24 protein-coding genes and 1 other RNA gene are annotated in these 21,693 nt (G+C 69.2%); 15 read left to right on the forward strand and 10 right to left on the reverse strand.

Annotated features, from left to right (window positions below; all coding sequences use genetic code 11):
• Together H0B54_RS16615 and H0B54_RS16620 are read left to right on the forward strand one after the other, a co-directional pair.
• A partial coding sequence (locus H0B54_RS16615) for an NAD(P)(+) transhydrogenase (Re/Si-specific) subunit beta (RefSeq protein WP_188261357.1) occupies positions 1-83 on the forward strand: 83 nt, incomplete at its 5' end.
• A 223-nt stretch (positions 84-306) separates the two neighbouring features.
• The gene (locus H0B54_RS16620) at positions 307-594 is read left to right on the forward strand and encodes a DUF1330 domain-containing protein (protein WP_188261254.1); all 288 of its coding nucleotides are present in this window, start codon (positions 307-309) and stop codon (positions 592-594) included.
• Positions 595-665: 71 nt separating this feature from the next.
• On the opposite strand, the gene panB is transcribed toward H0B54_RS16620, so the two are convergent.
• Positions 666-1,490: a 3-methyl-2-oxobutanoate hydroxymethyltransferase gene (gene panB, locus H0B54_RS16625; RefSeq protein WP_188261255.1), complete on the reverse strand. Its 825-nt coding sequence runs from the start codon at positions 1,488-1,490 to the stop codon at positions 666-668.
• Between the two features lie 193 nt (positions 1,491-1,683).
• Positions 1,684-1,887, reverse strand: coding sequence for a 30S ribosomal protein S21 (gene rpsU / locus H0B54_RS29855; RefSeq protein WP_012974546.1), 204 nt, complete (start codon positions 1,885-1,887; stop codon positions 1,684-1,686).
• Positions 1,888-2,103: 216 nt separating this feature from the next.
• Here rpsU and def point away from each other — a divergent pair, with 216 nt between their 5' ends.
• Together def and H0B54_RS16640 are read left to right on the forward strand one after the other, a co-directional pair.
• Positions 2,104-2,646, forward strand: a complete 543-nt coding sequence (gene def, locus H0B54_RS16635; RefSeq protein ID WP_094304421.1) for a peptide deformylase — start codon at positions 2,104-2,106, stop codon at positions 2,644-2,646.
• 1 nt (position 2,647) lies between these two features.
• Positions 2,648-3,355, forward strand: coding sequence for a COQ9 family protein (locus H0B54_RS16640; protein WP_094304419.1), 708 nt, complete (start codon positions 2,648-2,650; stop codon positions 3,353-3,355).
• A 4-nt stretch (positions 3,356-3,359) separates the two neighbouring features.
• Here the strand turns inward: H0B54_RS16640 and H0B54_RS16645 are convergent, their stop codons facing one another.
• The 3 genes from H0B54_RS16645 to ssrA all read right to left on the reverse strand — a co-directional run bounded on the left by H0B54_RS16645 (position 3,360) and on the right by ssrA (position 4,725).
• Positions 3,360-3,737 carry a TfoX/Sxy family protein gene (locus H0B54_RS16645; RefSeq protein ID WP_094304418.1) on the reverse strand — a complete coding sequence of 126 codons (378 nt, stop codon included), beginning with the start codon at positions 3,735-3,737 and terminating at the stop codon, positions 3,360-3,362.
• A gap of 10 nt (positions 3,738-3,747) precedes the next feature.
• Entirely contained in the window at positions 3,748-4,317 is a 570-nt protein-coding gene (locus H0B54_RS16650) for an SspB family protein (RefSeq protein ID WP_094304416.1), read from the reverse strand.
• Positions 4,318-4,348: 31 nt separating this feature from the next.
• Positions 4,349-4,725, reverse strand: a transfer-messenger RNA (tmRNA) gene (gene ssrA / locus H0B54_RS16655).
• A gap of 96 nt (positions 4,726-4,821) precedes the next feature.
• Between ssrA and thyX the strand changes: the two genes are divergently transcribed.
• Together thyX and H0B54_RS16665 are read left to right on the forward strand one after the other, a co-directional pair.
• Positions 4,822-5,760 (forward strand): FAD-dependent thymidylate synthase, encoded by a 939-nt coding sequence (gene thyX / locus H0B54_RS16660; protein ID WP_038528629.1) that lies wholly within the window; start codon positions 4,822-4,824, stop codon positions 5,758-5,760.
• Positions 5,761-5,791: 31 nt separating this feature from the next.
• Positions 5,792-7,702 carry an O-linked N-acetylglucosamine transferase, SPINDLY family protein gene (locus H0B54_RS16665; RefSeq protein ID WP_188261256.1) on the forward strand — a complete coding sequence of 637 codons (1,911 nt, stop codon included), beginning with the start codon at positions 5,792-5,794 and terminating at the stop codon, positions 7,700-7,702.
• Positions 7,703-7,738: 36 nt separating this feature from the next.
• Here the strand turns inward: H0B54_RS16665 and H0B54_RS16670 are convergent, their stop codons facing one another.
• Positions 7,739-8,143, reverse strand: a complete 405-nt coding sequence (locus tag H0B54_RS16670) for a DUF983 domain-containing protein (protein WP_188261257.1) — start codon at positions 8,141-8,143, stop codon at positions 7,739-7,741.
• A gap of 60 nt (positions 8,144-8,203) precedes the next feature.
• A complete protein-coding gene (locus H0B54_RS16675; RefSeq protein ID WP_188261258.1) occupies positions 8,204-8,407 on the reverse strand; it encodes a hypothetical protein in 204 nt (67 codons plus the stop codon).
• 80 nt (positions 8,408-8,487) lie between these two features.
• Here H0B54_RS16675 and H0B54_RS16680 point away from each other — a divergent pair, with 80 nt between their 5' ends.
• The 3 genes from H0B54_RS16680 (at position 8,488) to H0B54_RS16690 (ending at position 11,291) form a co-directional block, all read left to right on the forward strand.
• On the forward strand, positions 8,488-9,456 hold the full coding sequence (locus H0B54_RS16680; protein WP_188261259.1) for an ABC transporter substrate-binding protein: 969 nt from the start codon (positions 8,488-8,490) through the stop codon (positions 9,454-9,456).
• 141 nt (positions 9,457-9,597) lie between these two features.
• Positions 9,598-10,497: an ABC transporter permease gene (locus tag H0B54_RS16685; protein ID WP_188261260.1), complete on the forward strand. Its 900-nt coding sequence runs from the start codon at positions 9,598-9,600 to the stop codon at positions 10,495-10,497.
• Positions 10,494-11,291, forward strand: coding sequence for an ABC transporter ATP-binding protein (locus H0B54_RS16690; protein WP_094304404.1), 798 nt, complete (start codon positions 10,494-10,496; stop codon positions 11,289-11,291). The genes H0B54_RS16685 and H0B54_RS16690 overlap by 4 nt, the downstream gene beginning before the upstream one ends.
• A 22-nt stretch (positions 11,292-11,313) precedes the next feature.
• On the opposite strand, the gene H0B54_RS16695 is transcribed toward H0B54_RS16690, so the two are convergent.
• Positions 11,314-13,122: a monovalent cation:proton antiporter-2 (CPA2) family protein gene (locus H0B54_RS16695; RefSeq protein ID WP_188261261.1), complete on the reverse strand. Its 1,809-nt coding sequence runs from the start codon at positions 13,120-13,122 to the stop codon at positions 11,314-11,316.
• 189 nt (positions 13,123-13,311) lie between these two features.
• On the reverse strand, positions 13,312-14,484 hold the full coding sequence (gene apbC / locus H0B54_RS16700) for an iron-sulfur cluster carrier protein ApbC (RefSeq protein ID WP_188261262.1): 1,173 nt from the start codon (positions 14,482-14,484) through the stop codon (positions 13,312-13,314).
• Positions 14,485-14,668: 184 nt separating this feature from the next.
• On the opposite strand from apbC, the gene hflK reads away from it, so the two are divergent.
• The 4 genes from hflK to H0B54_RS16720 all read left to right on the forward strand — a co-directional run bounded on the left by hflK (position 14,669) and on the right by H0B54_RS16720 (position 18,946).
• Positions 14,669-15,859, forward strand: a complete 1,191-nt coding sequence (gene hflK / locus H0B54_RS16705) for an FtsH protease activity modulator HflK (RefSeq protein ID WP_188261263.1) — start codon at positions 14,669-14,671, stop codon at positions 15,857-15,859.
• Between the two features lie 11 nt (positions 15,860-15,870).
• A complete protein-coding gene (hflC, locus tag H0B54_RS16710; protein WP_094304400.1) occupies positions 15,871-16,818 on the forward strand; it encodes a protease modulator HflC in 948 nt (315 codons plus the stop codon).
• A 127-nt stretch (positions 16,819-16,945) separates the two neighbouring features.
• Positions 16,946-17,134, forward strand: coding sequence for a DUF2065 domain-containing protein (locus tag H0B54_RS16715; RefSeq protein WP_188261264.1), 189 nt, complete (start codon positions 16,946-16,948; stop codon positions 17,132-17,134).
• Positions 17,135-17,389: 255 nt separating this feature from the next.
• Positions 17,390-18,946: a DegQ family serine endoprotease gene (locus H0B54_RS16720; RefSeq protein ID WP_188261265.1), complete on the forward strand. Its 1,557-nt coding sequence runs from the start codon at positions 17,390-17,392 to the stop codon at positions 18,944-18,946.
• 84 nt (positions 18,947-19,030) lie between these two features.
• On the opposite strand, the gene serB is transcribed toward H0B54_RS16720, so the two are convergent.
• A complete protein-coding gene (gene serB, locus H0B54_RS16725; protein WP_188261266.1) occupies positions 19,031-19,942 on the reverse strand; it encodes a phosphoserine phosphatase SerB in 912 nt (303 codons plus the stop codon).
• 160 nt (positions 19,943-20,102) lie between these two features.
• Between serB and H0B54_RS16730 the strand changes: the two genes are divergently transcribed.
• Both H0B54_RS16730 and miaA read left to right on the forward strand, forming a co-directional pair.
• Positions 20,103-20,603 (forward strand): cupredoxin domain-containing protein, encoded by a 501-nt coding sequence (locus H0B54_RS16730; RefSeq protein WP_188261267.1) that lies wholly within the window; start codon positions 20,103-20,105, stop codon positions 20,601-20,603.
• 80 nt (positions 20,604-20,683) lie between these two features.
• The gene (miaA, locus tag H0B54_RS16735; RefSeq protein WP_188261268.1) at positions 20,684-21,676 is read left to right on the forward strand and encodes a tRNA (adenosine(37)-N6)-dimethylallyltransferase MiaA; all 993 of its coding nucleotides are present in this window, start codon (positions 20,684-20,686) and stop codon (positions 21,674-21,676) included.
• The last annotated feature ends 17 nt before the right edge of the window (positions 21,677-21,693 follow it).

Below are 21,693 nucleotides of genomic sequence, written 5' to 3' on the forward strand. Positions count from 1 at the left end.
AGCTGTTCTTCCGCCCCAACACCATGATGCTGTTCGGCGACGCCAAGAAGGTCACCGAAGAGGTCGTGAAGTCGATGGAGTGATACCGAAGGCGTTTGATGGCTTCCATCAAACGCCTTCGGTTCAAACCCGACAGCACATGGCGCAGCCATGTGCGAAAGGGGCATACGGCCGGCCGATCATGGAAATGTTCATGCGCCGGCCGTATGCCCCGCGCCGTCACGGCTGTGGGTTAGGATGAACCCCCGGGGCCGGTTCGCTCCGGGGGTTCTTTTTTGCCCTCACAAGAAACGGAGAGAGGATGCCATGCCCGCCTACATCATCGCCGACGTGAACGTGACAAATCCCGCGGCCTACGAGAACTACAAGAAGCTGACCCCGAACGCGGTCGCCAGGAATGGCGGACGCTTCATCGCCCGCGGCGGACAGGCGGAGGAACTGGAAGGCGGCTGGCAGCCCAACCGTGTGGTCATCCTGGAATTCCCGGACTACGCCACCGCCAAGGCCTTCTACGACAGCCCCGAATACCGCGAGGCGCGCGAGGCCCGGAAGGACGCCGCCGACTTCCGCATGATCGTGGTGGACGGCGCCTGACGCCCTCCGGAACAAGAAAAAAAGCCGTGCGGAGCCGCACGGCTTTTTTCTTTTGGAGAGGGAAGGGTGCCCTACGCCTTCTTGATGCCGAAGCAATGCTCCAGGCCGGGAAAGCTGCGGGCCTTCACCTCGGAGGCGTAGGTCGCTGCGGCCTCGCCGATGGCGGTGCCGAGCTGGGCGTAGCGCTTGACGAACTTGGGCTGGAACTCGCCGAACAGGCCGAACATGTCGTCGGACACCAGGACCTGCCCGTCGCAGGCGGGGGAGGCGCCGATGCCGATGGTCGGGATGGCCACATCCTCGGTGATCTGGCGGGCCAGCGACTCCATCGTGCCCTCGATGACCAGGGAGAAGGCGCCGGCCTCGGCGATGGCGCGGGCATCGGCGCGGATGCGCTCCGCCGCTTCCGGATCGCGGCCCACCGCCTTGTAGCCGCCGAGCGCGTTGACCGACTGCGGCAGCAGCCCGACATGGCCCATCACCGGCACGCCGCGGCTGGTCAGATAGGCCACCGTCTCGGCCATCTCCAGCCCGCCTTCCACCTTCACCGCCTGGGCGCCGCTCTCCGCCATGACGCGGGCGGCGTTGCGGAAGGCCACCTGGGGGCTCTCCTGATAGCTGCCGAAGGGCAGGTCCACCACCACGCAGGCGTGGCGCGAGCCGCGCACCACGGCGGCGCCGTGGGCGATCATCATGTCGAGCGTGACCGGAAGCGTGCTGTCGAACCCGTAGACCACCATGCCCAGCGAGTCGCCGACCAGAAGCAGGTCGACATGCGGGTCGAGCAGGCGGGCGACCGGAGTCGTGTAGGCGGTCAGGCAGACGATCGGCTCCCCGCCCTTGCGCGCGCGCAGCGCCGGCACGGAGACGCGCGGAGTGTCCTTGGATGCGCTCATTGGCGACCCTCCCCATGTATTTTCTTGGCAGACGTTCTTGTGCGGCGAAGCGGACCGCAGATGCACCAAAACCGCCCACGCGCAGGCGCGGGGCGGCAGGTGCAAGACACAAGAGGGGCAAGCGCGCGAACGCGCATGGATGCCCGGCGCGCCGGAGCGCGCCTGTCAATCCGGCGCGAAACGCGCCTGAGGATTAATAGCCCTCGCGCTCCATGCGCTTGCGGAGCAGCTTGCGGGTGCGACGCACCGCCTCAGCCTTCTCACGCGCGCGCTTCTCCGAGGGCTTCTCGTAGTTCCGGCGCAGCTTCATTTCCCGGAAAATGCCCTCGCGCTGCATCTTCTTCTTCAGCGCGCGGAGGGCCTGATCGACGTTGTTGTCTCGGACCAGAACTTGCACGTTAACCGTCACCTTTATCAAGTGAGCCGAGTTGCCATGAAGCAACAAACAGGCATGCGACAGGCATGCGCTTTCGGGCGCACCCCTTGTGTGGACCTTTATGTAGCACGGACGGGGCCGCCTGTGAAGCGGAGTCTTCCGATCCTGCGTGTCTCTAGGGGACAATGCGTGGGCAAAACGGTTGCCCGGCGGCCCATTGCGCCCAGATAATAGGGCATGGCCCTGTTGAAGATCGCCCGCATGGGACACCCGGTGCTGCGCAAGGTCGCAGACCCCGTGCCCGACCCGACGGCCCCGGAGATCCGGCGGCTGGCCTCCGACATGATCGACACCATGCTGGACGCGCCCGGAGTCGGGCTGGCGGCGCCGCAAGTGCATGAATCGCTGCGCATGATCGTGTTCCGCGTTCCCGCCCTGCGCTCCGGCGGCGAGTCGGTGGAGCCGACCGTCCTCATCAACCCGGTGATCGAGCCGCTGGATGGCGAGATGGAGCACGGGATGGAGGGCTGCCTGTCGATTCCCGAACTGCGCGGCGTCGTTCCGCGATTCGCGCGCATCCGCTACCGCGGAGTCGGGCTGGACGGCGAACCCATCGAGCGCGAAGCGGCGGGATTCCACGCACGCGTCATCCAGCACGAGTGCGATCACCTGGACGGCGTGCTTTACATCGACCGGATGACCGATCTGCGCTATCTGGCCTTCACCGACGAGGCGCATCACGTGACCGAGGCGCTGGAACAGCAGGAGGGGAGAGACTGACATGGATGCAGCGCTGGACATGGACGCGGTGCGGGACGACATCCTGCTGTCCACGCTTCCCAACATCGTCTTCGACGGCTGGAGCCTCCAGGCGCTGCGCGACGGCGCGCAGATGGCCGGCTACGACACGGCGACCATGCACCGCGCCTTCCCCGGCGGGGTGCCGGAGCTGGTCGAGCATTTCGGCGCCTGGACCGACCGCCGCATGCTGGCCGAGCTGGACAAGCACCCGCTCGACGAGATGAAGGTGCGCGAGAAGATCGCCCTGGCCATCCGCACCCATTTCGAGGTGCTGGAACCGCACATGGAGGCCAAGCGACGGCTGCTCGCCTACCTCGCCATGCCGCAAAACATCGCCATGGGGCTGAGCATGCTCTACCGCACGGTGGACGCCATGTGGTTTGCGGCGGGCGACACGGCCACCGACTTCAACCACTACACCAAGCGCGCCACGCTGGCCGCGGTGCTCAGCTCCGCGACCTTCTACTGGCTGGACGACCGGTCGGAGGGCCATGCGGAAACCTGGGCCTTCGTGGACCGCCGGCTGGACGACGTGATGAGCATGGGCAAGGCGATGTCCGCCATGGGCCGCGCCGGGCGCCTGCTCAGCCATCTGCCGAGTCCCGCGCGCTTCGCCCGTCAGATTCGCCAGCGTACCGGAAACGCTCCGGTGGACACAGCCTCCGCCCATATGGCGGAGAACATCTGACGGCTCAGGTCTCGGCCTTTTTAAGGGTGGTCTTCCTGCGGGGCGGCTTCTTGACGGCGGCGGTGCGGATCGCCGCCGCCAGGGCCGGGCGGGCCCAGAGCAGAAGCTCGTCCGGGTCGTCCAACGCCGAGTCGGGCGGCGGGAAATAGGGCAGGACCGTCGGCTTGTCGTCGAAGGGCTTGAAGGGGCGCAGGCCCAGCGCCTCGTAGTCCGCGCGGTTGCCGTCGTCGGTCTTGAAATACAGGACGTTGCGGGCGACCAGCGCGAAGACGACGCCGTCGCAATAGACCGCGTAACCGCCGAACATGCGGCGGGCGGTGATGGCCCCCAAGGGTGTCAGCGACTCGCACAGGAAACGGACGAGTTCGCTGACCGTGGCCATGGTGAAAAGCCTATTTTTTGCGGAAAGCGTCGAGCGCCACGACTTCGCCGCGCTTCGGCTCCTCGCCGGAGCGGTCCGAGTCGGGCTTGCCGGCGTCAGCCTTGGCCGCGTCGGACTTGGCGAGCTTCGCGATGGACGGCTTCGCCCCGTCCCGGCCGTCCGCTGCCTTCTTCTCCGGCGTCTCGCGCGCGGGGATGGTGGCGATCTCCGCCGATTCGGCGGGTTCGACGGGCTGGAACTGGAGGGCGAAATTCTCCGACGGATCGGCGAAGGTGGTGATGGCGGCGTAGGGGATGACCAGCCGCTCATGCACGTTGTTGAAGCTCAGCGTCACCTCGAAATGATCGTCGAGCGCCTCCAGCCCATAGAACTGGTACTGGATGACGATGGTCATTTCGTTGGGATACTGGGACGACAGATATTCGGGGATGTCGACGCCCGGGTAACCCGTCCGGAAGGTCAGATAGAAGTGATGATCGCCGGGGAGCCCGCGGTCCGTCACCTGGCGGAGCGCGTCACGGACGACACCGCGCAGGGCGGCCTCGACCATGCGGTCATAACGCAACTGCTCTCTCGGCATTCTTGGGCGGGTCCTTAACGCCAGACGGGTAAGTGTGGGCCTTCTGTTGCTAGGCGGCCCACGGCCCCACCCTCAGGTGCTACCCATCGGGGATTGATTTCGGTCAGTTACCGCTGTTAGGCGGCAACGGCGACCGGAGCAACGTTGTCGTTGGCAACTATTGCAATGGCCCGATAACGGCGGAACCATGCCGAGCGAAGACCATGCCTTTACCACGCGTGTCGATCCTATTTCGCCCCCAACGAACCCGCTCCCAACGGCAACGCCCGAGAGACCGGTGGTTTGTTTGGTGGAGGCGCCGGGTACCGCCCCCGGGTCCACAACGCTTATTCCGCAAGGCGTTTATCGCCATAGTCGGCTGCTGCCGACGGACCCAATATAGGCCCTTCGTCCGGATATGGAAAGGGGGTGCCGCGGATTCTGACCGGAGGCCCGTGCGAAGGGGGTGACTGTCCCGGTTCGCGGACGTAGAGTGCCGCCCGAATTTCAGTCCCCGGAGTACCCATGCCGATCACGCCCGAGCAGCGCGCCGAGATCGACCGCCTGCGCGCCGTCACCGCCACCACCCGCCGCGCCACCGTTCCGGCCCTGGAGGAGATCCTCTACGAGCCGATCGAGGTCCTGGACCACGGCTTCGTGCGCGTCGTCGACTACATGGGCGACGATTCGGCCGTCGTCCAGGCGGCGCGCGTGTCCTACGGCAAGGGCACGAAGAAGGTCACCGAGGACGCCGGCCTCATCAAGTATCTGATGCGCCACCGCCACTCGACCCCGTTCGAGATGTGCGAGATCAAGTTCCACGTCAAGCTGCCGATCTTCGTGGCCCGCCAGTGGATTCGCCACCGCACGGCGAACGTCAACGAATACTCCGCACGCTATTCCATCCTCGACCGCGAGTTCTACATCCCGACGCCCGAGAATCTGGGCGCCCAGGCCGTCGTCAACCGGCAGGGCCGCGGCGACGTTCTTCAGGGCGACGAGGCGGCGGCGGTGATGAAGCTGCTGCGCGACGATTCGGAGACGGTCTACGCCCATTACGAGGAGATGCTGAACCAGCGCGAGGACGGCACCACCATCGAGGAAGGGCGCCAGGGTCTGGCGCGCGAACTGGCGCGCATGAACCTGACGCTGAACTACTACACGCAGTGGTATTGGAAGGTCGATCTCCACAACCTTCTGCACTTCCTCAGCCTGCGCGCCGACCCGCACGCCCAGTACGAGATCCGCGTCTACGCGGAGGCCATGCTGGACGTGGTGAAGCGCTGGGTCCCCGCCGTGTTCGACGCCTTCAGCGAGTACCGGCTGGGCGGCACCCACATGTCGAAGACCGGCCTGGAGGTCGTGAAGCGCCTGCTCTCCGGCGAAGCGGTGACCCAGGAGGCCAGCGGCCTGTCCAAGCGCGAGTGGCGGGAGCTGATGGACCAGCTCGGCCGCGCCGAGTAACGCCCGCTTCAATCTCCGAAGGATCACCGTCATGACGCCGCCCCCGATGACTCCGCACGAGGCCGATGGACTTCACCGCCAAGGCCTCGTCGCGGCGCAGGCCGGGCGGTTCGACGAAGCCTTGGACCTGATTGGGCGGGCCATCGCCGCCTATCCCTCCGTCCCCGTCTGGTGGGCCAATTACGGGCTGGTGATGGAAAGTCTGGGCGACGTCGCCGGAGCGGCCAACGCCTATGCCGGGGCGCTGAACCTCGACCCGTCGCTGGAGATGGCGATGGACGGGCTGCTCACCATGGCGGAGGCGGTGCGCCGGGCCGGCGATTCCGCCCGCGCGGAGGCCTTCTTCCGCCGCGCCATCGCGCTGAACCCGAAGACGCTGGCCGCCGTCGCAAATCTGGGCGTGCTGTTGCGCGCCCAGGCCCGGCGGGCGGAGGCGGTGACGCTCTACGGGCGCGCCGGGCGGCTCGATCCGGCCAACTGGGCGCACCCCTACAACCTCGGCAACGCGCTGGCCGAGATGAACCGGCTGGGCGAGGCCGACGACGCCTATCGGGCGGCGTTCGCCCTCGCGCCGGGCCGGGCGGAGGTGCGGGCGAACCGCGCCACCCGCGTGCTCGCCATGCAGGGGCAGGCGGAGGAGGCCCTGGCGGAAATCGAAGCCGTGGTGGCGCAGCACGGCACCATCGATTCGCTGCACGCCTCGCGCCTCTACCTGATGCAGTTCGTGCCGGGGCTGACCATGCCGGCCATCGCCCAGGCCCACGCGGACTGGGGCGCCCGCTACCCCGACCGACCGGCACCCGCGGTGGCCGCTCCGGCGCCGAAGATCCGCATCGGCTATGTCTCGCCGGACTTCCGCGCCCATCCCGTGGGCTTCTTCCTGGAGCCGGTGCTGGCGAACCACGACCGGACGGCGTTCGAGATCGTCTGCTACGCCAACACCGCCAACCCGGACTGGAAGACAGAGCGGCTGATGGCCCACGCCGACCACTGGGTCTGGACCACGGGGATGGACGACGAGGCTCTGGCCCAGCGCATCCAGGCGGACGGCATCCACATCCTGGTCGATCTGGCCGGCCACACCTTCGGCAACCGCCTGCCGGTCTTCGCGCGCCGGGTGGCGCCGGTCCAGGCGACCTGGGCGGGTTATGTCGGCACCACCGGCCTGCCGGCCATGGACTATCTGATTTCCGACTCGCGGCAGAGTCCGCCGGGATCGGACGGCTGGTGCATCGAGGGCGTCGTGCGCATGCCCGACGCCTACGTCCCCTGGGCGCCGCCCGAGAACGCGCCGGCCGTGGCTCCGCTGCCGCTGGCGACGCGCGGTCACGCCACCTTCGGATCCTTCAACGCGCTGCCCAAGCTGAACGCGGAGGTCGCGGCGCTATGGGTGCGCGTGCTGGACGCCGTCCCCGGCTCCCGCCTGCTGCTGCGCACGCCGGGGCTGGACGACGCCGGCACCGCCGCCCACGCGCTGGCCCTGTTCGAGCGGGCCGGGCTCGACCCGGCGCGGGTCGATCTGCGGGGCGGGGCGCCGCACCGGGAGTTCCTGGCCGGCTACGGGGAGGTCGATGTGGCGCTCGACCCGTTCCCTTATTCGGGCGGTCTGACGACGCTGGAAGCGCTGTGGATGGGCGTGCCGGTGGTGACGCTGGGCGGTGACCGCTTCTGCGCCCGCCATTCGGTGACGCATCTCGCCTCGGCGGGGCTGTCCGCTCTGGTGGCCGACGGGCCGGAGGACTACATCGCCAAGGCGGCGGCGCTGGTGGCCGACCCGGCGGGGCTGGCGGCCCTGCGCGGCGGCCTGCGGGACCGGCTGGCGGCGTCCCCGGCGCTGAACGGCGTGCGCTTCACCCGCGCGCTGGAGGCCGCCTTCGGCGTGATGTGGCAGCGCTTCCAGGCCGGGCAGGGGCGGGCGAGCTTCACCCTGAACTTTGATTAAGCCAGCTTTGATTAAGCCAGCTTTGACTGAGCGGGATCAGGCGCGCTCCGACCCCGGCGCGCCGGTGCTCCACAGCAGTCCCAGCACCACGCCTTTGCAGCGCGGCAGCAGCAGGCCGGTCAGCAGCAGGGTCAGCAACGGCCAGATGGTGAGATGCACCCAGGTCGCCGGCTCGTAGCTCTGCTCGACCGACAGGACTGCCGGGATGATGATGTGGCCGACGATCAGGATGGTCATCCAGGGCGGGGCGTCGTCGGCGCGCAGATGGCCGAACGCCTCGCCGCAATGGGTGCAGTGGTCCACCGGCTTCAGGTAGTTCCTGAGCAGGCGCCCGCGTCCGCAGGCCGGGCACTGCCCCATCAGCCCGCGCAGCGCCGCCGTCGTCTTCGACCGCGCGCCGTCTTCCGCCCCATCGTTCACCGACCTGTCTTCCGCCGACATGACCCTACCCCTGCGTTCCGCTCCCCGAAGGGCTTCATATGGGGAGGGAGCGACCGATCGTCACGCCGTTCCGTCGCCCGCACTCCGGGGTTGCGCCACACGCAGGGCCTCCACGCGGCGGGCGATGTTCTCCAGCCGCATCTGAAGTTCATGGGCGCACAGCGCGTGCGCGGCGGCGCGGGCCTCCGCTTCGATGTCGGCGATGGCGGATTCGAGGGCTTGGAGTCGGGCTTGGAGTCGGGCGTCGCGCGGGTCTTCGCTCATCGGATTCCTGCTCCGGCAGTTGACGGACTGGCCCCTGGGCGTCTACGGGATGCACAAACCCCCTCCGGGAGCCTGGAGCCATGACGATCACCCGCCTGTTTTTCGCCGCCGCCACGGCGGCCGTCGCGCTGACCAGCGCCGCCGCCTTCGCCCAGACCAAGACCGTCGCCATCACCGCCATCGTCGAGCATCCGGCGCTCGACGCCACGCGCGACGGCGTGATCGAGGCGCTGAAGGCCGCGGGCTACACGCCGGGTGACACCCTGAAGGTCGAGTATCAGAGCGCCCAGGGCAACCCCGCGACCGCCGCGCAGATCGCGCGCCAGTTCGCCGGCGCCCGTCCGGACGTGATCGTTCCGATCTCCACCCCCTCCGCCCAGGCGGTCGTGGCGTCGACCCGCGACATTCCGGTGGTCTTCACCGCGGTGACCGACCCGGTCGGCGCGCAGCTCGTCCGCAGCCTGGACAAGCCGGGCGCCAACGTGACCGGCGTGTCGGACATGGCTCCGGTGACCGAGCATGTCGCGCTGATCCGCGAGATCGTGCCCTCGGTCAAGCGTCTGGGCGTCCTCTACAACCCTGGTGAGCCGAACTCCGTCTCGCTGGTCAAGGCGTTGAAGGACGAGGCGCAGAAGGCCGGGCTGACCGTGGTCGAGGCGACCGCCACCAAGTCCGCCGACGCCCAGCCCGCCGCCCGCAGCCTCGTCGGCAAGGCCGACGCGGTCTACGTGCCGCTGGACAACACGGTCGTCTCGGCGCTGGAGAGCGTCGTGGCGGTGGGCCAGCAGGCCAAGCTGCCGGTCTTCTCCGCCGACACCGACAGCGTGGCGCGCGGCACCGTGGCGTCCATCGGCTTCGACTACCGGCAGGTCGGCCGTCAGACCGGCGAGGCCGTGGTCCGCATCCTGAAGGGCGAGAAGCCGGGCGACGTTCCGGTGACCTTCGCCAAGGGCACCGACCTGTTCGTGAACCCGAAATCCGCGGCGGCGATGGGCGTGACCATCCCCGAGGCGGTGACCCAGCGCGCGACCAAGGTGGTCGGGCAGTAAGTTGTTTCGTTGAGGGGGAGTGGTTGCGGAGGGCCCCCCTCCCAACCTCCCCCCGCTCCGCAGGGGGAGGAGAAAGCCCTCCCCTGCGGAGCGGGGGAGGGTTTGGGAGGGGGCCCGACGCGACACCCCCAAGGACCAATCATGAGTGAAATCGCCTTCTTCGGGGCCGTCGAGATCGGGCTGGTGTACGCGCTGGTCGCCCTTGGCGTGTACCTGTCCTTCCGGGTGCTCGATTTCCCGGACCTGACGGTGGACGGCAGCTTCCCGCTGGGGGCGGCGGTCTGCGCCACGCTTCTGGTCGCCGGGGTCAACCCGTGGATCGCCAGCCTCGTCGCGGCGCTGGCCGGGTCGATGGCCGGTCTGGTGACGGCGACGTTGAACGTCCGCTTCAAGATCCTGCACCTGCTGGCCAGCATCCTGACCATGATCGCGCTGTTCTCGGTGAACCTGCGCGTGATGGGCCGCCCGAACGTGGCGCTGCTGATGCAGGACACCGTGCTGACGCCCTTTTACGGGCTGGGGCTGCCCGACCATGTGGTGCGGCCGCTGGTCGTGCTGGTCGTCGTCGTCGTGGTCGTTCTGCTGCTGGCCCGCTTCCTGAACAGCGAGTTCGGCCTCGCCATGCGGGCGACCGGCGTCAACGCCCGGATGGCCCGCGCCCAGGGCGTCGAGACGGACTTCCACATCTACGCCGGCATGGCCCTGTCGAACGGGCTGTGCGCCCTGGCCGGCGCGCTGTTCGCCCAGACCAACGGCTTCGCCGACGTGACCACCGGCATCGGCACCATCGTCGTCGGTCTGGCCGCGGTGATCGTCGGCGAGACGGTGCTGCCGGCCCGCGCGATGCTGTGGGCGCTGGTCGGCTGCGTTGTCGGTTCCATCCTCTACCGTCTGGCGGTCCAGCTGGCCCTGTCGGCGGACGCCATCGGGCTCCAGGCCTCCGACCTCAACCTCGTCACCGCCGTCCTGGTCGCGGTGGCGCTGATCCTGCCGCGGATGCGGCTGAAAGCCGCGTCGAAGAAGAGGGAGGCCGTCCGATGATCACGGTCAACGGCATCCACGTCACCTTCGGGCGCGGCACCCCGCTGGAGAAGCACGCCCTGCGCGGCGTCGACCTGACGATTCCGGAAGGGCAGTTCGTCACGGTCATCGGCTCCAACGGCGCCGGCAAGTCGACCTTCCTGGGCGCGCTGGCCGGCGACGTGATCGCCGAGACGGGCAGCATCGCCATCGACGGCGTGGACGTCACCCGCTGGGCGACGCCGAAGCGCGCCTCGCTGGTCGCCCGCGTCTTCCAGGACCCGATGGTCGGAAGCTGCACCGCGCTCACCATCGAGGAGAACATGGCGCTGGCCGCCGCCCGCGGGCGGCGCCGCGGCCTGGGCTTCGCCCTGCGCGGCGACCGCCGCCGGCATTTCCGCGAGCGCATCGCGGAGCTGGGGCTGGGGCTGGAGAATCGGCTGCACGACCGCATGGGCCTGCTGTCCGGCGGCCAGAGGCAGGCGGTCAGCCTGCTGATGGCGACGCTCGCCGGGTCGAAGATCCTGCTGCTCGACGAGCACACGGCGGCGCTCGACCCCGGAACGGCGGAGTTCGTGCTGGGCCTGACCCGCCGCATCGTCGAGGAGAACCGGCTGACCACGCTGATGGTCACCCACTCCATGCGGCAGGCGCTGGACTATGGCGACCGCACGGTGATGCTGCACGAGGGGCGGATCGTGCTCGACGTGTCGGGGGAGCAGCGCGCCGGTCTGGACGTGCCGCATCTGCTGGCGTTGTTCGCCAAGCAGCGCGGCGGCGAGGACATCACCGACGACAGCCTGCTGATCGGCTGAGTCGGAGCGGGACCGCGCCCGGTCAGACGGTCTTGCGGTCCCGCTCCTCCTCCGGTTCCTCGCGGTCGGCCTCGAAGAGGGCCTGAAGTTCGGCGGCGGCTTGGCGGGAGGTCTGGATCAGGCGGTTCTCGTCGTGATGCACGGCGTGCTGGCGGACCAGCGTGCGCTCGTCATGCTCGCGGAAGGTGTCCAGCGTGTGGCGGGTCTCCTCCGGCGGCAGGCCCAGCGACTCCAGGACGCCGCCGGTCAGCCGCAGGCTGGAATCGTAGGTCTCGCGCACGAAGTGCGTAACCCCGCGGTCCATCAGGAAATGGGCGTGGCGGCGGTTGCGGGCGCGGGCGTGGATGACGAGGTGCGGAAAATGGCGCGTCGCCAGCTCGACCACGCGCAGCGACTGCTCCATGTCCTCCAGCGCCACCACCAGCACCTTGGCCTTGTCCGCCCCGGCGGCGCGCAGCAGGTCGAGCCGCGTCGGGTCGCCGTAATAGACCTTGTTGCCGAAGCGCCGCACGACATCGACCTGCTCGGCGCTCTGCTCCAGCGCCGTGAAGGGGATGCCGCGCAGCCGCAGCACGCGCCCGACGATCTGCCCGACCCGGCCGAAGCCGCAGATCAGCACCGGCGGCTCCCCGTCCGGCGCGATGGTGTCGTAGGGGCGGACGGGCTTCACGATCAGGCGCGGCGCCAGCCAGCGCTCCTCCGCCGCGAAGACGAAGGGGGTGGCGATCATCGACAGCGTGACCACCAGCATCGCCGTCGCCGCCTGTCCCCCGGTCATCGCCCCGACGCCGACGGCCAGCCCGAACAGCACGAAGCCGAACTCGCCGCCCTGGCTCAGCACGGTGGACAGCCGCACCGACCCGCCCGGACGCAGGCCGGACAGGCGGGCCAGCCCGAACAGCGCCGCCGCCTTCAAAGCCATCAGCCCGAGCGCCAGCGACAGGTAGCGCACCGGCTCGGCCATCAGAGCCGCCACGTCGGCCCCCATGCCCACCGACACGAAGAACAGGCCGAGCAGAAGCCCCTCGAACGGCGCGATGTCGGCCTGCACCTCGTGCCGGTACTCCGAATCGGACAGCAGCACCCCGGCCATGAAGGCGCCGAGCGACATGGACAGCCCCGCCCAGGCGGCGAACAGGGCGGTGCCCAGCACGATCAGCAGGGCGGTGGCGGTGAAGATCTCCGGCGTCCGGGCGCCGTCCACGATGCGCAGCACGGGGCGCAGCAGGTAGCGCCCGCCGGCCAGGATCACCGCGATCGCCCCGCCGGCCTTCAGCACGGCCAGCCACGCCGTTCCGGCGTCCGGCACCTCACCCGCGCCGTGGCCGAGCAGCGGCAGCAGCGCCACCGCGGGGATGATGGCGAGGTCCTGGAAGAGCAGGATCGAGAAGGCGCTGCGCCCGGCGTTGGTGGTCAGCAGCTCCCGCTCCGCCAGCATCGGCAGCACCATGGCGGTGGAGGACAGGGAGAGGCCGAATCCGGTCACCGCGGCGGCGGCGGGGGTGAACCCCAGCAGGAGGATGGCGGCGGCGGCGATCACGACGGCGGTCACCGTGACCTGGGCGCCACCGAGCCCCAGGACGGAACGTCGCATCACCCAGAGGCGGGCGGGGCGCAGCTCCAATCCGATCAGGAACAGCAGCATGATGACGCCGAGTTCCGAGACGTGCCGGATCGCCTCGACGTCCGTCACCAGCCCGAGCCCGCCCGGCCCAATGGCCAGCCCTGCCGCGAGATAGCCGAGCGGCCCGCCGAAGCCGATCCGCTTGGCCACCGGCACCGCTAGGACCACGGCGGCCAGCAGCACCACCAACGTCACAAAATCCGGCATCGGGCCCGTCCGCGCTGTGTCGAGGGACGGAATATGGGGGGGCGCTTGCCCCCGGCACAACATTGCCCCCTCCCTAACCCTCCCCCGCTTCGCAGGGGAGGGAACCGAATCCCCTCTCCTGCGAAGCGGGGGAGGGAAGGGGCCCGCGGCGCAAGCCGTGGGAAGGGTGGGGGCAACGACCCCGCCGCCTTACGACACCACGATCCGCGGCGCCGCCCGCGCCGGGCCTTGCTCGCCGGCGATCTTCTCCCACACGCGCTTGGCAATTCCGCGGTACGCCTTCGCGTGTTCCGACTCGGGCTGCGACACGACGATGGGCTGGCCCTGGTCGGAGGTCTCGCGGATGTCGAGGTGCAGCGGGATCTCGCCCAGGAACTCCATGCCCAGGTCGGAAGCCTCCTTGCGGGCGCCGCCGTGGCTGAAGATGTCCGTGCGGTGGCCGCAGTTCGGGCAGCAGAAGTAGCTCATGTTCTCGATGATGCCGAGGACGGGCACGTCCACGCGGCGGAACATGTTCAGCCCCTTGCGGGCGTCCAGCAGGGCGATGTCCTGCGGGGTCGAGACGATGATCGCCCCGGCCAGCGGCACCTGCTGTGCCATGGTGAGTTGTGCGTCGCCGGTGCCCGGCGGCATGTCCACCACCAGAACGTCGAGCGTGCCCCAGTTCACGTCGCGCAGCATCTGCTGCAGGGCGCTCATCACCATCGGGCCGCGCCAGATCATCGGCGTGTCCTCGGCCACCAGGAAGCCCATCGACATCACCTTGATGCCGTAGTTCTCCATCGGCTCCAGGATTTTGCCGTCGCGGCTGGTCGGCCGGCCGGAGATGCCCAGCATGCGCGGCATGGACGGGCCGTAGATGTCGGCGTCCAGAAGCCCGACCTTCAACCCGTTCGCCGCCATGGCGAGGGCGAGGTTGCTGGCCGTGGTGGACTTGCCGACGCCGCCCTTGCCCGACGCGACGGCGACGATGGCCTTCACGCCCGGCACCAGCGGCTTCTGCTCCGCCGGCTGCCCATGGGAATGGCCACCATGGGAGTGGCCATGGCCGCCATGGGAGTGCCCATGATCGTGCCCGTGGCCCTGCTGCGGGGCCGCGCCCTGGCCGGCGGGGCGGTGCGCCGTCAGGACCGCGGTGACCGACAGGACGCCCGGCAGGGCCTCCACCGCTTTCTCGGCGGCGTGGCGCACCGGCTCGGCCTGGGCGCCGCGCTTGGGGTCCACCTCGATCGAAAAGGCGACGTGCCCGTCACGCACGACAAGTCCGGAGAGCATGCCGAGGCTGACGACGTCCTTGCCCCGTTCCGGATCGACAACCGTCCTCAGAGCTTCAAGGACTTGAGCTTCGCTGACCTGCGCCATGGTTGAAAACTCCGCTTCCTTCCCGATATTGGCGGATATCCGTCGGTGAAATCCTTCCCCGAATGGGATGGGCACTATAGGGCCGGCGGACAATAATGGTAAAGGGATCGGACGGTCCGGAAACGATTTGTTTTCCGGAATTTCCGTCCCAAGAATTGAGAGAGCGCGAAGGGGAACGAACGGAATGCCGTGGAGCAATCAGGGAGGGGGCGGCGGTGGCGGCCCCTGGGGTCCTCCGCCGGGTGGTGGCGGTCAGAATCCGTGGGGCCGTCCGCCGGGTGGCGGTGGCGGCGGTGGCGGTGGCGGCGGAGGGCCGCAGCCGCCGGACCTGGAGGATCTGCTGCGCCGCGGCCAGGACCGCCTGAAGCGGGTGATGCCGGGCGGCGTCGGCAGCGGCCGGGGCATCGCGCTCGTCGTCGGCCTGCTGGCCGCGGTCTGGCTGGCCAGCGGCATCTACCGCGTCGAGGCGGACGAGCAGGGCGTCGTGCTGCGCTTCGGCCAGTGGGTGCGCACCGAACAGCCCGGTCTGCGCTATCACCTGCCGTCGCCCATCGAAACGGTGCTGATGCCCAAGGTGACGCGCGTCAACCGCATCGAGGTCGGCTACCGCTCGGCCGGCGACGGGCGTCGCGGCGACCGTGACGTCCCCGACGAGTCGCTGATGCTGACCGGCGACGAGAACATCATCGACATCGACTTCACCGTCTTCTGGGTCATCAAGGACGCGGGCGAGTATCTGTTCAAGATCCGCGACCCCGAGGCCACCGTGAAGAAGGCGGCGGAAAGCGCGATGCGCGAGGTCATCGGCCGCACCGACCTGCAGCCGGCCCTGACCGAGGCCCGCCAGCAGATCGAAACCTCCACCCGCCAGCTCCTCCAGGCCATGCTGGACGACTATGAGGCGGGCATCGAGGTGACGCAGGTGCAGCTCCAGAAGGCCGACCCGCCGTCGCCCGTCATCGACGCCTTCAACGACGTGCAGCGCGCCCGCGCCGACCGCGAACGCGCCCGCAACGAGGCCGAGGCCTACCGGAACGACGTGATCCCGCGCGCCCGAGGCGACGCGGAACGGCTGATCCAGGAAGCCTCCGCCTACCGCGAGCAGGTCGTGAATCTGGCCCAGGGTGACGCCGATCGTTTCCGCAAGGTCTTCGACGCCTACTCGACCGCCAAGGACGTGACCGCCAAGCGCATGTATCTGGAGACCATGGAAGAGATTCTGCGCGGCGCGAACAAGGTCATCATCGACGGCAACGCGCAGGGCGCGCAGGGCGTGGTTCCCTATCTGCCGCTCAACCAGCTTCAGCCGGCCCCGGCTGGCGCGCAGTCGCCGAACGGCGCGGCGCGGCCCGCCGGCCAGCCGCCGGCCCGTTGAGGAGGGATGCCATGAACCGCACATTGTTGGTCGCCGGCATCGGCATCCTCGCCGCGGGCGTGCTCGCCTCGGCCTCGCTGTTCACGGTGAACGAGGCGCAGCAGGCGCTCGTCCTCCAGTTCGGCGAGCCGATGCGCGTCATCCGCGAACCCGGCCTGAAGGCCAAGGTTCCCTTCATCCAGGAAGTCCGCATCCTCGACCGCCGCGTGCTCGACCTCGACCCGCCGGTGGAGCAGGTCATCCTGGCCGACCAGAAGCGCCTGGACGTGGACGCCTTCGCGCGCTACCGCATCCTGGACCCGCTGCGCTTCTACCAGACCGCCGGCAACGAGGCGGTGGCCGAGACGCGGATGAACGCCATCGTGAACTCGGCGCTCCGCCGCGTCCTCGGCAGCGTGACGCTGCTCGCCATCCTGTCGGACGAGCGTCCGCGCGTGATGAACGACATCCGCGGGCAGGTGAACGACGAGGCGAAGCGCTTCGGCATCGAGATCGTCGACGTCCGCATCCGCCGCGCCGACCTGCCGGAGGAGACCAGCCAGTCGATCTTCGCCCGCATGCGGTCGGAGCGTGAGCGCGAGGCCGCCGAGGCCCGCGCCCAGGGTCAGGAGCAGTCGCAGCAGATCCGCTCCCGCGCGGACCGCGAGCGCACCGTCATCCTGGCCGAAGCGCAGCGCGATTCGCAGATCCTGCGCGGTGAAGGCGACAACCAGGCGCTGAAGTTGATCGCCGAGGCGACGTCGCAGGACCCGCAGTTCTACAGCTTCTACCGGACGCTCGAAGCCTACCGGAAGTCGCTGAACAAGGACGACACCACCATGGTGCTGTCCCCGACCGGCGAGTTCTTCCGCTACTTCGGCGACATCACCGGAGGCGGCAACGGCCAGCCGGGGTCGGCCTCCGGCAGCGCTCCGGCGCCGCAGCGGGCCCCGGCTCCGGCAACCGCCCAGCAGCAGTAAGACGTCGCGCTCGATTTCCCTTCCCCGGATCCCGGGGAGGGGGTGGGGTGGGGGCTCCCGTTCTCCCACCCCAATTTTGTCTTCATGCCTCCACCCGCGTCTTCAAGCCGGAAGTGCCGCCCGACCGATGACGGATTTCCTCACCGCGCTGGCCCTGGTCCTGGTGATCGAGGGCGTGCTCTACGCGCTGTTCCCGTCCGCGATGCGGCGTCTGATCGTCGAAGCGCTGACGATGCCGGAAAACCGTTTGCGCGCCGTCGGGCTGGTGACGGCGCTGGCCGGCGTCGGATTCGTCTGGCTTCTGCGCGGCGCCTGACACGCTTTTGCCGCGCGCGTCGCTGGACCGCGCCGCCATTTTCCGGCCATACTCCGACTTCTATACTCGCGCGTCCTCCGTGACGGATGGGACCCGTGCGCCTTTGCTTGAAGCGGTGAGGCGCGGGGATTACATCCGGCACACGGATCGGTGAAGCGCCCCCTCGGACCGCGATTCGCATGAAACCGCGAGCCGATTGGAACAGATGGCCGATTGGAACAAGAAGGTGCCGGATGTCCGGCAGGGAGAGCTGAGTTGAACCCGAACCACCCCATCCACCGCGCCGAGCCCGGCCGCGAAGCGGGCAACCGGTCGCTGGGCCGCCGGCTGCGCGTCGTGCCGCTGATCGCCGCTCTCCTGTTGGGGCTGTCCGCCGCCGTCGGCACCCCCGCCATGGCGCAGTCGCGCCCGGCGCCGACCAGCTTCGCCGACCTGTCGGAAAAGCTGCTGCCCGCCGTGGTCAACATCTCGACCAGCCAGGCGGTGCCGCAGCGCCAGCAGGGCTCCCGTCCCGAGATGCCGCAATTCCCGCCGGGCTCGCCGTTCGAGGAGTTCTTCCGCGACTTCTTCGACCGCCAGCAGCAGGACCAGCCGCAGCAACCGCGCAAGTCGACCTCGCTCGGCTCCGGCTTCATCATCGACGCCAAGAACGGCTACGTGGTCACCAACAACCACGTCATTCAGGACGCCGACGAGATCACCGTCATCCTGCAGGACGACACCAACATCAAGGCGGAGCTGATCGGCAAGGACCCGAAGACCGACGTCGCCTTGCTGAAGATCAACACCAGCCACCCACTGGTCGCCGTTCCCTTCGGCGATTCGGACGCGATGCGCGTGGGCGACTGGGTGCTGGCCATCGGCAACCCGTTCGGTCTGGGTGGCTCGGTCACCGCCGGCATCATCTCGGCCCGCCAGCGTGACATCAACGCCGGTCCCTACGACGACTTCCTGCAGACCGACGCCTCGATCAACCGCGGCAACTCCGGCGGCCCGATGTTCAACCTGAACGGCGAGGTCATCGGCATCAACACGGCGATCTTCTCGCCGTCGGGCGGTTCGGTCGGCATCGGCTTCGCCATCCCGTCCAACCTCGCCAAGCAGGTGGTCGCGCAGCTCCGCGAGTACGGCAAGACCCGCCGCGGCTGGCTGGGCGTGCGCATCCAGGGCGTGACCCCGGAGATCGCCGAGAGCCTGGGCCTGCAGGGCCACAAGGGCGCGCTGGTCGCTTCGATCACCCCGAACGGTCCGGCGGCCAAGGCCGGCATCCAGGCGGGCGACGTGGTGACCAAGTTCGACGGCAAGGAAATCAACGAGATGCGCCGCCTGCCGCGCGTTGTCGCCGAGACGCCGATCGACAAGGCCGTCCCGGTCGAGGTGTGGCGCAAGGGCAAGTCGCAGCAGCTTCAGGTGAAGGTGGGCGAGCTTGAGGCCGCCGAGGAGTCGGGCCTTCTCGCCGCCGCTCCGGACGAGCAGCGCCGCCAGCCCCAGCAGGCCCCGGCCCAGAAGCCGACCGAGACGCTGGGTCTGAAGCTGACCAACATCACGCCGGAGCTGCGCCAGCAGTTCGAGATCAAGCCCGAGCTGAAGGGTGTGGTGGTGACCGAGGTGGCGGGCAACTCCACCGCGTCGGAAAAGGGCATCCGCGCCGGCGACGTCATCATCGAGGTCGGCCAGGAGGAGGTCCGCAAGCCGGAGGACGTGACCGCCAAGATCCAGAAGGCCAAGGAGCAGGGCAAGAAGTCCATCCTGCTGCTGGTGGACCGTCACGGCGACCTGCGCTTCGTCGCCATCCCGCTCAGCCAGGGCTGATCCGGGAGCCATTCCCAAACGAAAAGGGCACCGGCGGGAGACCGCCGGTGCCCTTTCGCTTTGTGGCGTTGCGGAGGCGGGCCGTCAGCCCTCCACAAACTCCCCGATCCGGTAGCCCTGGGCGAACAGCAGGGCGGTCAGGTCGCCGTGATCCACGCGGGCGCGGGCCTGGGCGGCCACCGTCGGCTTGGCGTGGAAGGCGACGCCCAGACCGGCGGCCAGCAGCATCGGCAGGTCGTTGGCGCCGTCGCCGACGGCCATGGTCTCGACGGTCGGGACATGGCGTTCCCCGGCGTAGGCGAGCAGGGCCTCCAGCTTGCTGTCCTTGTCGAGGATCGGCTCGATCACCGCGCCGGTCATGACGCCGTCCACCACCTCCAGCACGTTGCCGCGGTCGTCGTCGAAGCCGACCCACTGGCGCACCCGCTCCGTGAAGCAGCGGAAGCCGCCGGAGACCAGCACGCAGGTCGCCCCGTTGGCGCGCATGGTGGACACCAGCGTCCTGGCGCCCGGCATCAGGGTGGCGCGCTGCCACACCTCGTCGACGACGCTCTCGTTCAGGCCCTTGAGCAGGGCGACCCGCTCGCGCACCGCTCCCTTGAAGTCGATCTCGCCGTTCATGGCGCGGGCGGTGATCGCGGCGATGTGGTCCTTCAGCCCGACGTAATCGCCCAGCTCGTCCAGCATCTCCTGCTCAATGATCGTCGATTCCATGTCGGCGACCAGCAGGCGCTTCTTCCGGTTGCCCGGCTTCTGGGCGATGACGTCCACGGCGAGCCCGCCCGGCACAAGATTGGCCAGCGCGCGGCGCACGGCGGCTTCGGCCTGCTCAGGCACCAGCCCTTCCTCGGCGATGTCGCAGGCGCGGTCCGGCGCCAGCCAGTCCGGCTTTGCGGTGTCGGCCCCCAGCGCGGTCAGGGACGCGCGGGCGGCCTGCACGGCCTGCTCGTCGAGAACGGCGGAGGCGGCGGCGATCAGCGTAACGACAGCGCTCATGGCGGGCGATCCTGGAAGAGCCGTGGGGAAGGGCGCGCGCGCTCCCTAGCACAGCCGGGAGTTTGCGCCAACCCACTCCGCCAAGCGTCATAGACATTCCGCGCCGTGAACCTCAGCGCCTGCCGCCGCGTTTCCGCTCAAATCGCGGGAGGGTTCGTCCATGATCCAGCGGCCTGCCACCCTTCACACCCCGTCCATTCTCGCTTTCACCCCGATCCTGGCCTTGCTCTTGGCCGGATGCGGCGCCGGGACCGATCTGGCGCAGCGTCCGCCGCCCGGCTATGTCGGTGACGTGGCGGCGCGCGTCGCGGCGGTGGATTGGGCGCAGGCCCGCCCCGTGACCGTGCGGTTGGACGAGTTCCGGTTCCAGCCCGACCGACTGGCCTTCGAACGGGGAACGCCCTACCGGCTGACGCTGGAGAACCGCGGGACCGTCGCGCACACCTTCACCTCGGACGGCTTCTTCAAGGCCATCGCGGTGCGGCGGGTCACCACCGGGCAAGGGGCCGTCGAGACGCCGGCCCTGGTGAATCTGGAACTCCCCGCCGGCCAGACCGATGTGGTGGAGTTCATCCCGATCCATGCCGGCACCTATGATCTGGCCTGCCACGAACCGCTGCACAGCAGCTTCGGCATGACCGGGACGATCACGGTTCGCTGAGGCGCCGCACCGGTCGGCCTTGCCAAGCGAAGCCTTCCCCTGCCATACGCTGTAGCCGGAGGAACGTCAGGCAAGGCGACATGACAGAGGACAGCCCGCGGAACCGGGATGTGCGGCACCGGCATGTGGTGGTGATCGGCGGTCCGACGGCCTCGGGCAAGTCGGGCATGGCGCTCGACATCGCCCTGGCGCGCAACGGCACGGTCATCAACGCCGACAGCATGCAGCTCTACGCCGAATTGGACGTGCTGACCGCCCGTCCGGGGGCGGAGGATCTGGCGCTGGCCCCGCACCGGCTCTATGGCGTGCTGCCGGCGGCGGAGCGCGGGTCCGCCGCGCGCTGGCGCGACATGGCGCTGGGCGAAATCGCCCAGGCGCACGCCGCCGGGCGCCTGCCCATCGTCGTCGGCGGCACCGGCCTCTATCTCCGCACGCTCATGGAAGGGTTGAGCGCCGTCCCGGCCGTCTCCGACGAGGTCCGCAAGGCCGCCCACGCCCGCCTGCGGGACCTGGGGGGCGAGGCGTTCCGCGAGGAATTGGTCCGCCGCGACCCCGCCTCGGCCAAGCTGAACCCCGGCGACACCACCCGCCTGACCCGCGCCTGGGAGGTGCTGGAGGCGACCGGCCACCCGCTGTCCCACTGGCAGACCCAGCGCGCCGAGGGTGCGCCGGAGGGGCTGGCCTTCGCCGTGCTCGTGCTCGACCCGCCGCGCGACGCGCTCTACGCCAACTGCGACCGCCGCTTCCGCGTGATGATGGGGCAGGGGGCGCTGGAGGAGGTCCGGCGTCTGGACGCGCTCGGCCTCGACCCCGATCTGCCGGCGATGAAGGCGCTGGGCGTGCCGGAGCTGCGCGACCATCTGCGCGGCGCGCTGACGCTCGACGAAGCCATTGCGCTGGCTCAGCAATCGACACGCCGCTACGCGAAGAGGCAGGTCACCTGGTTCCGCCACCAGCTCGCGGCCCGGCCTCCGGCCTCCGCGCTGCATGGCTGCCATACGATCAATTCGCTCTACTCAAGACCGCTTAGTGAAGCAATACTGACCTATCTTGAAACGACGTTGCGTCGTTGACCCTCAGGAGGATTGAA

The organism is Azospirillum tabaci, assembly GCF_014596085.1.
Lineage (GTDB): Bacteria > Pseudomonadota > Alphaproteobacteria > Azospirillales > Azospirillaceae > Azospirillum > Azospirillum tabaci.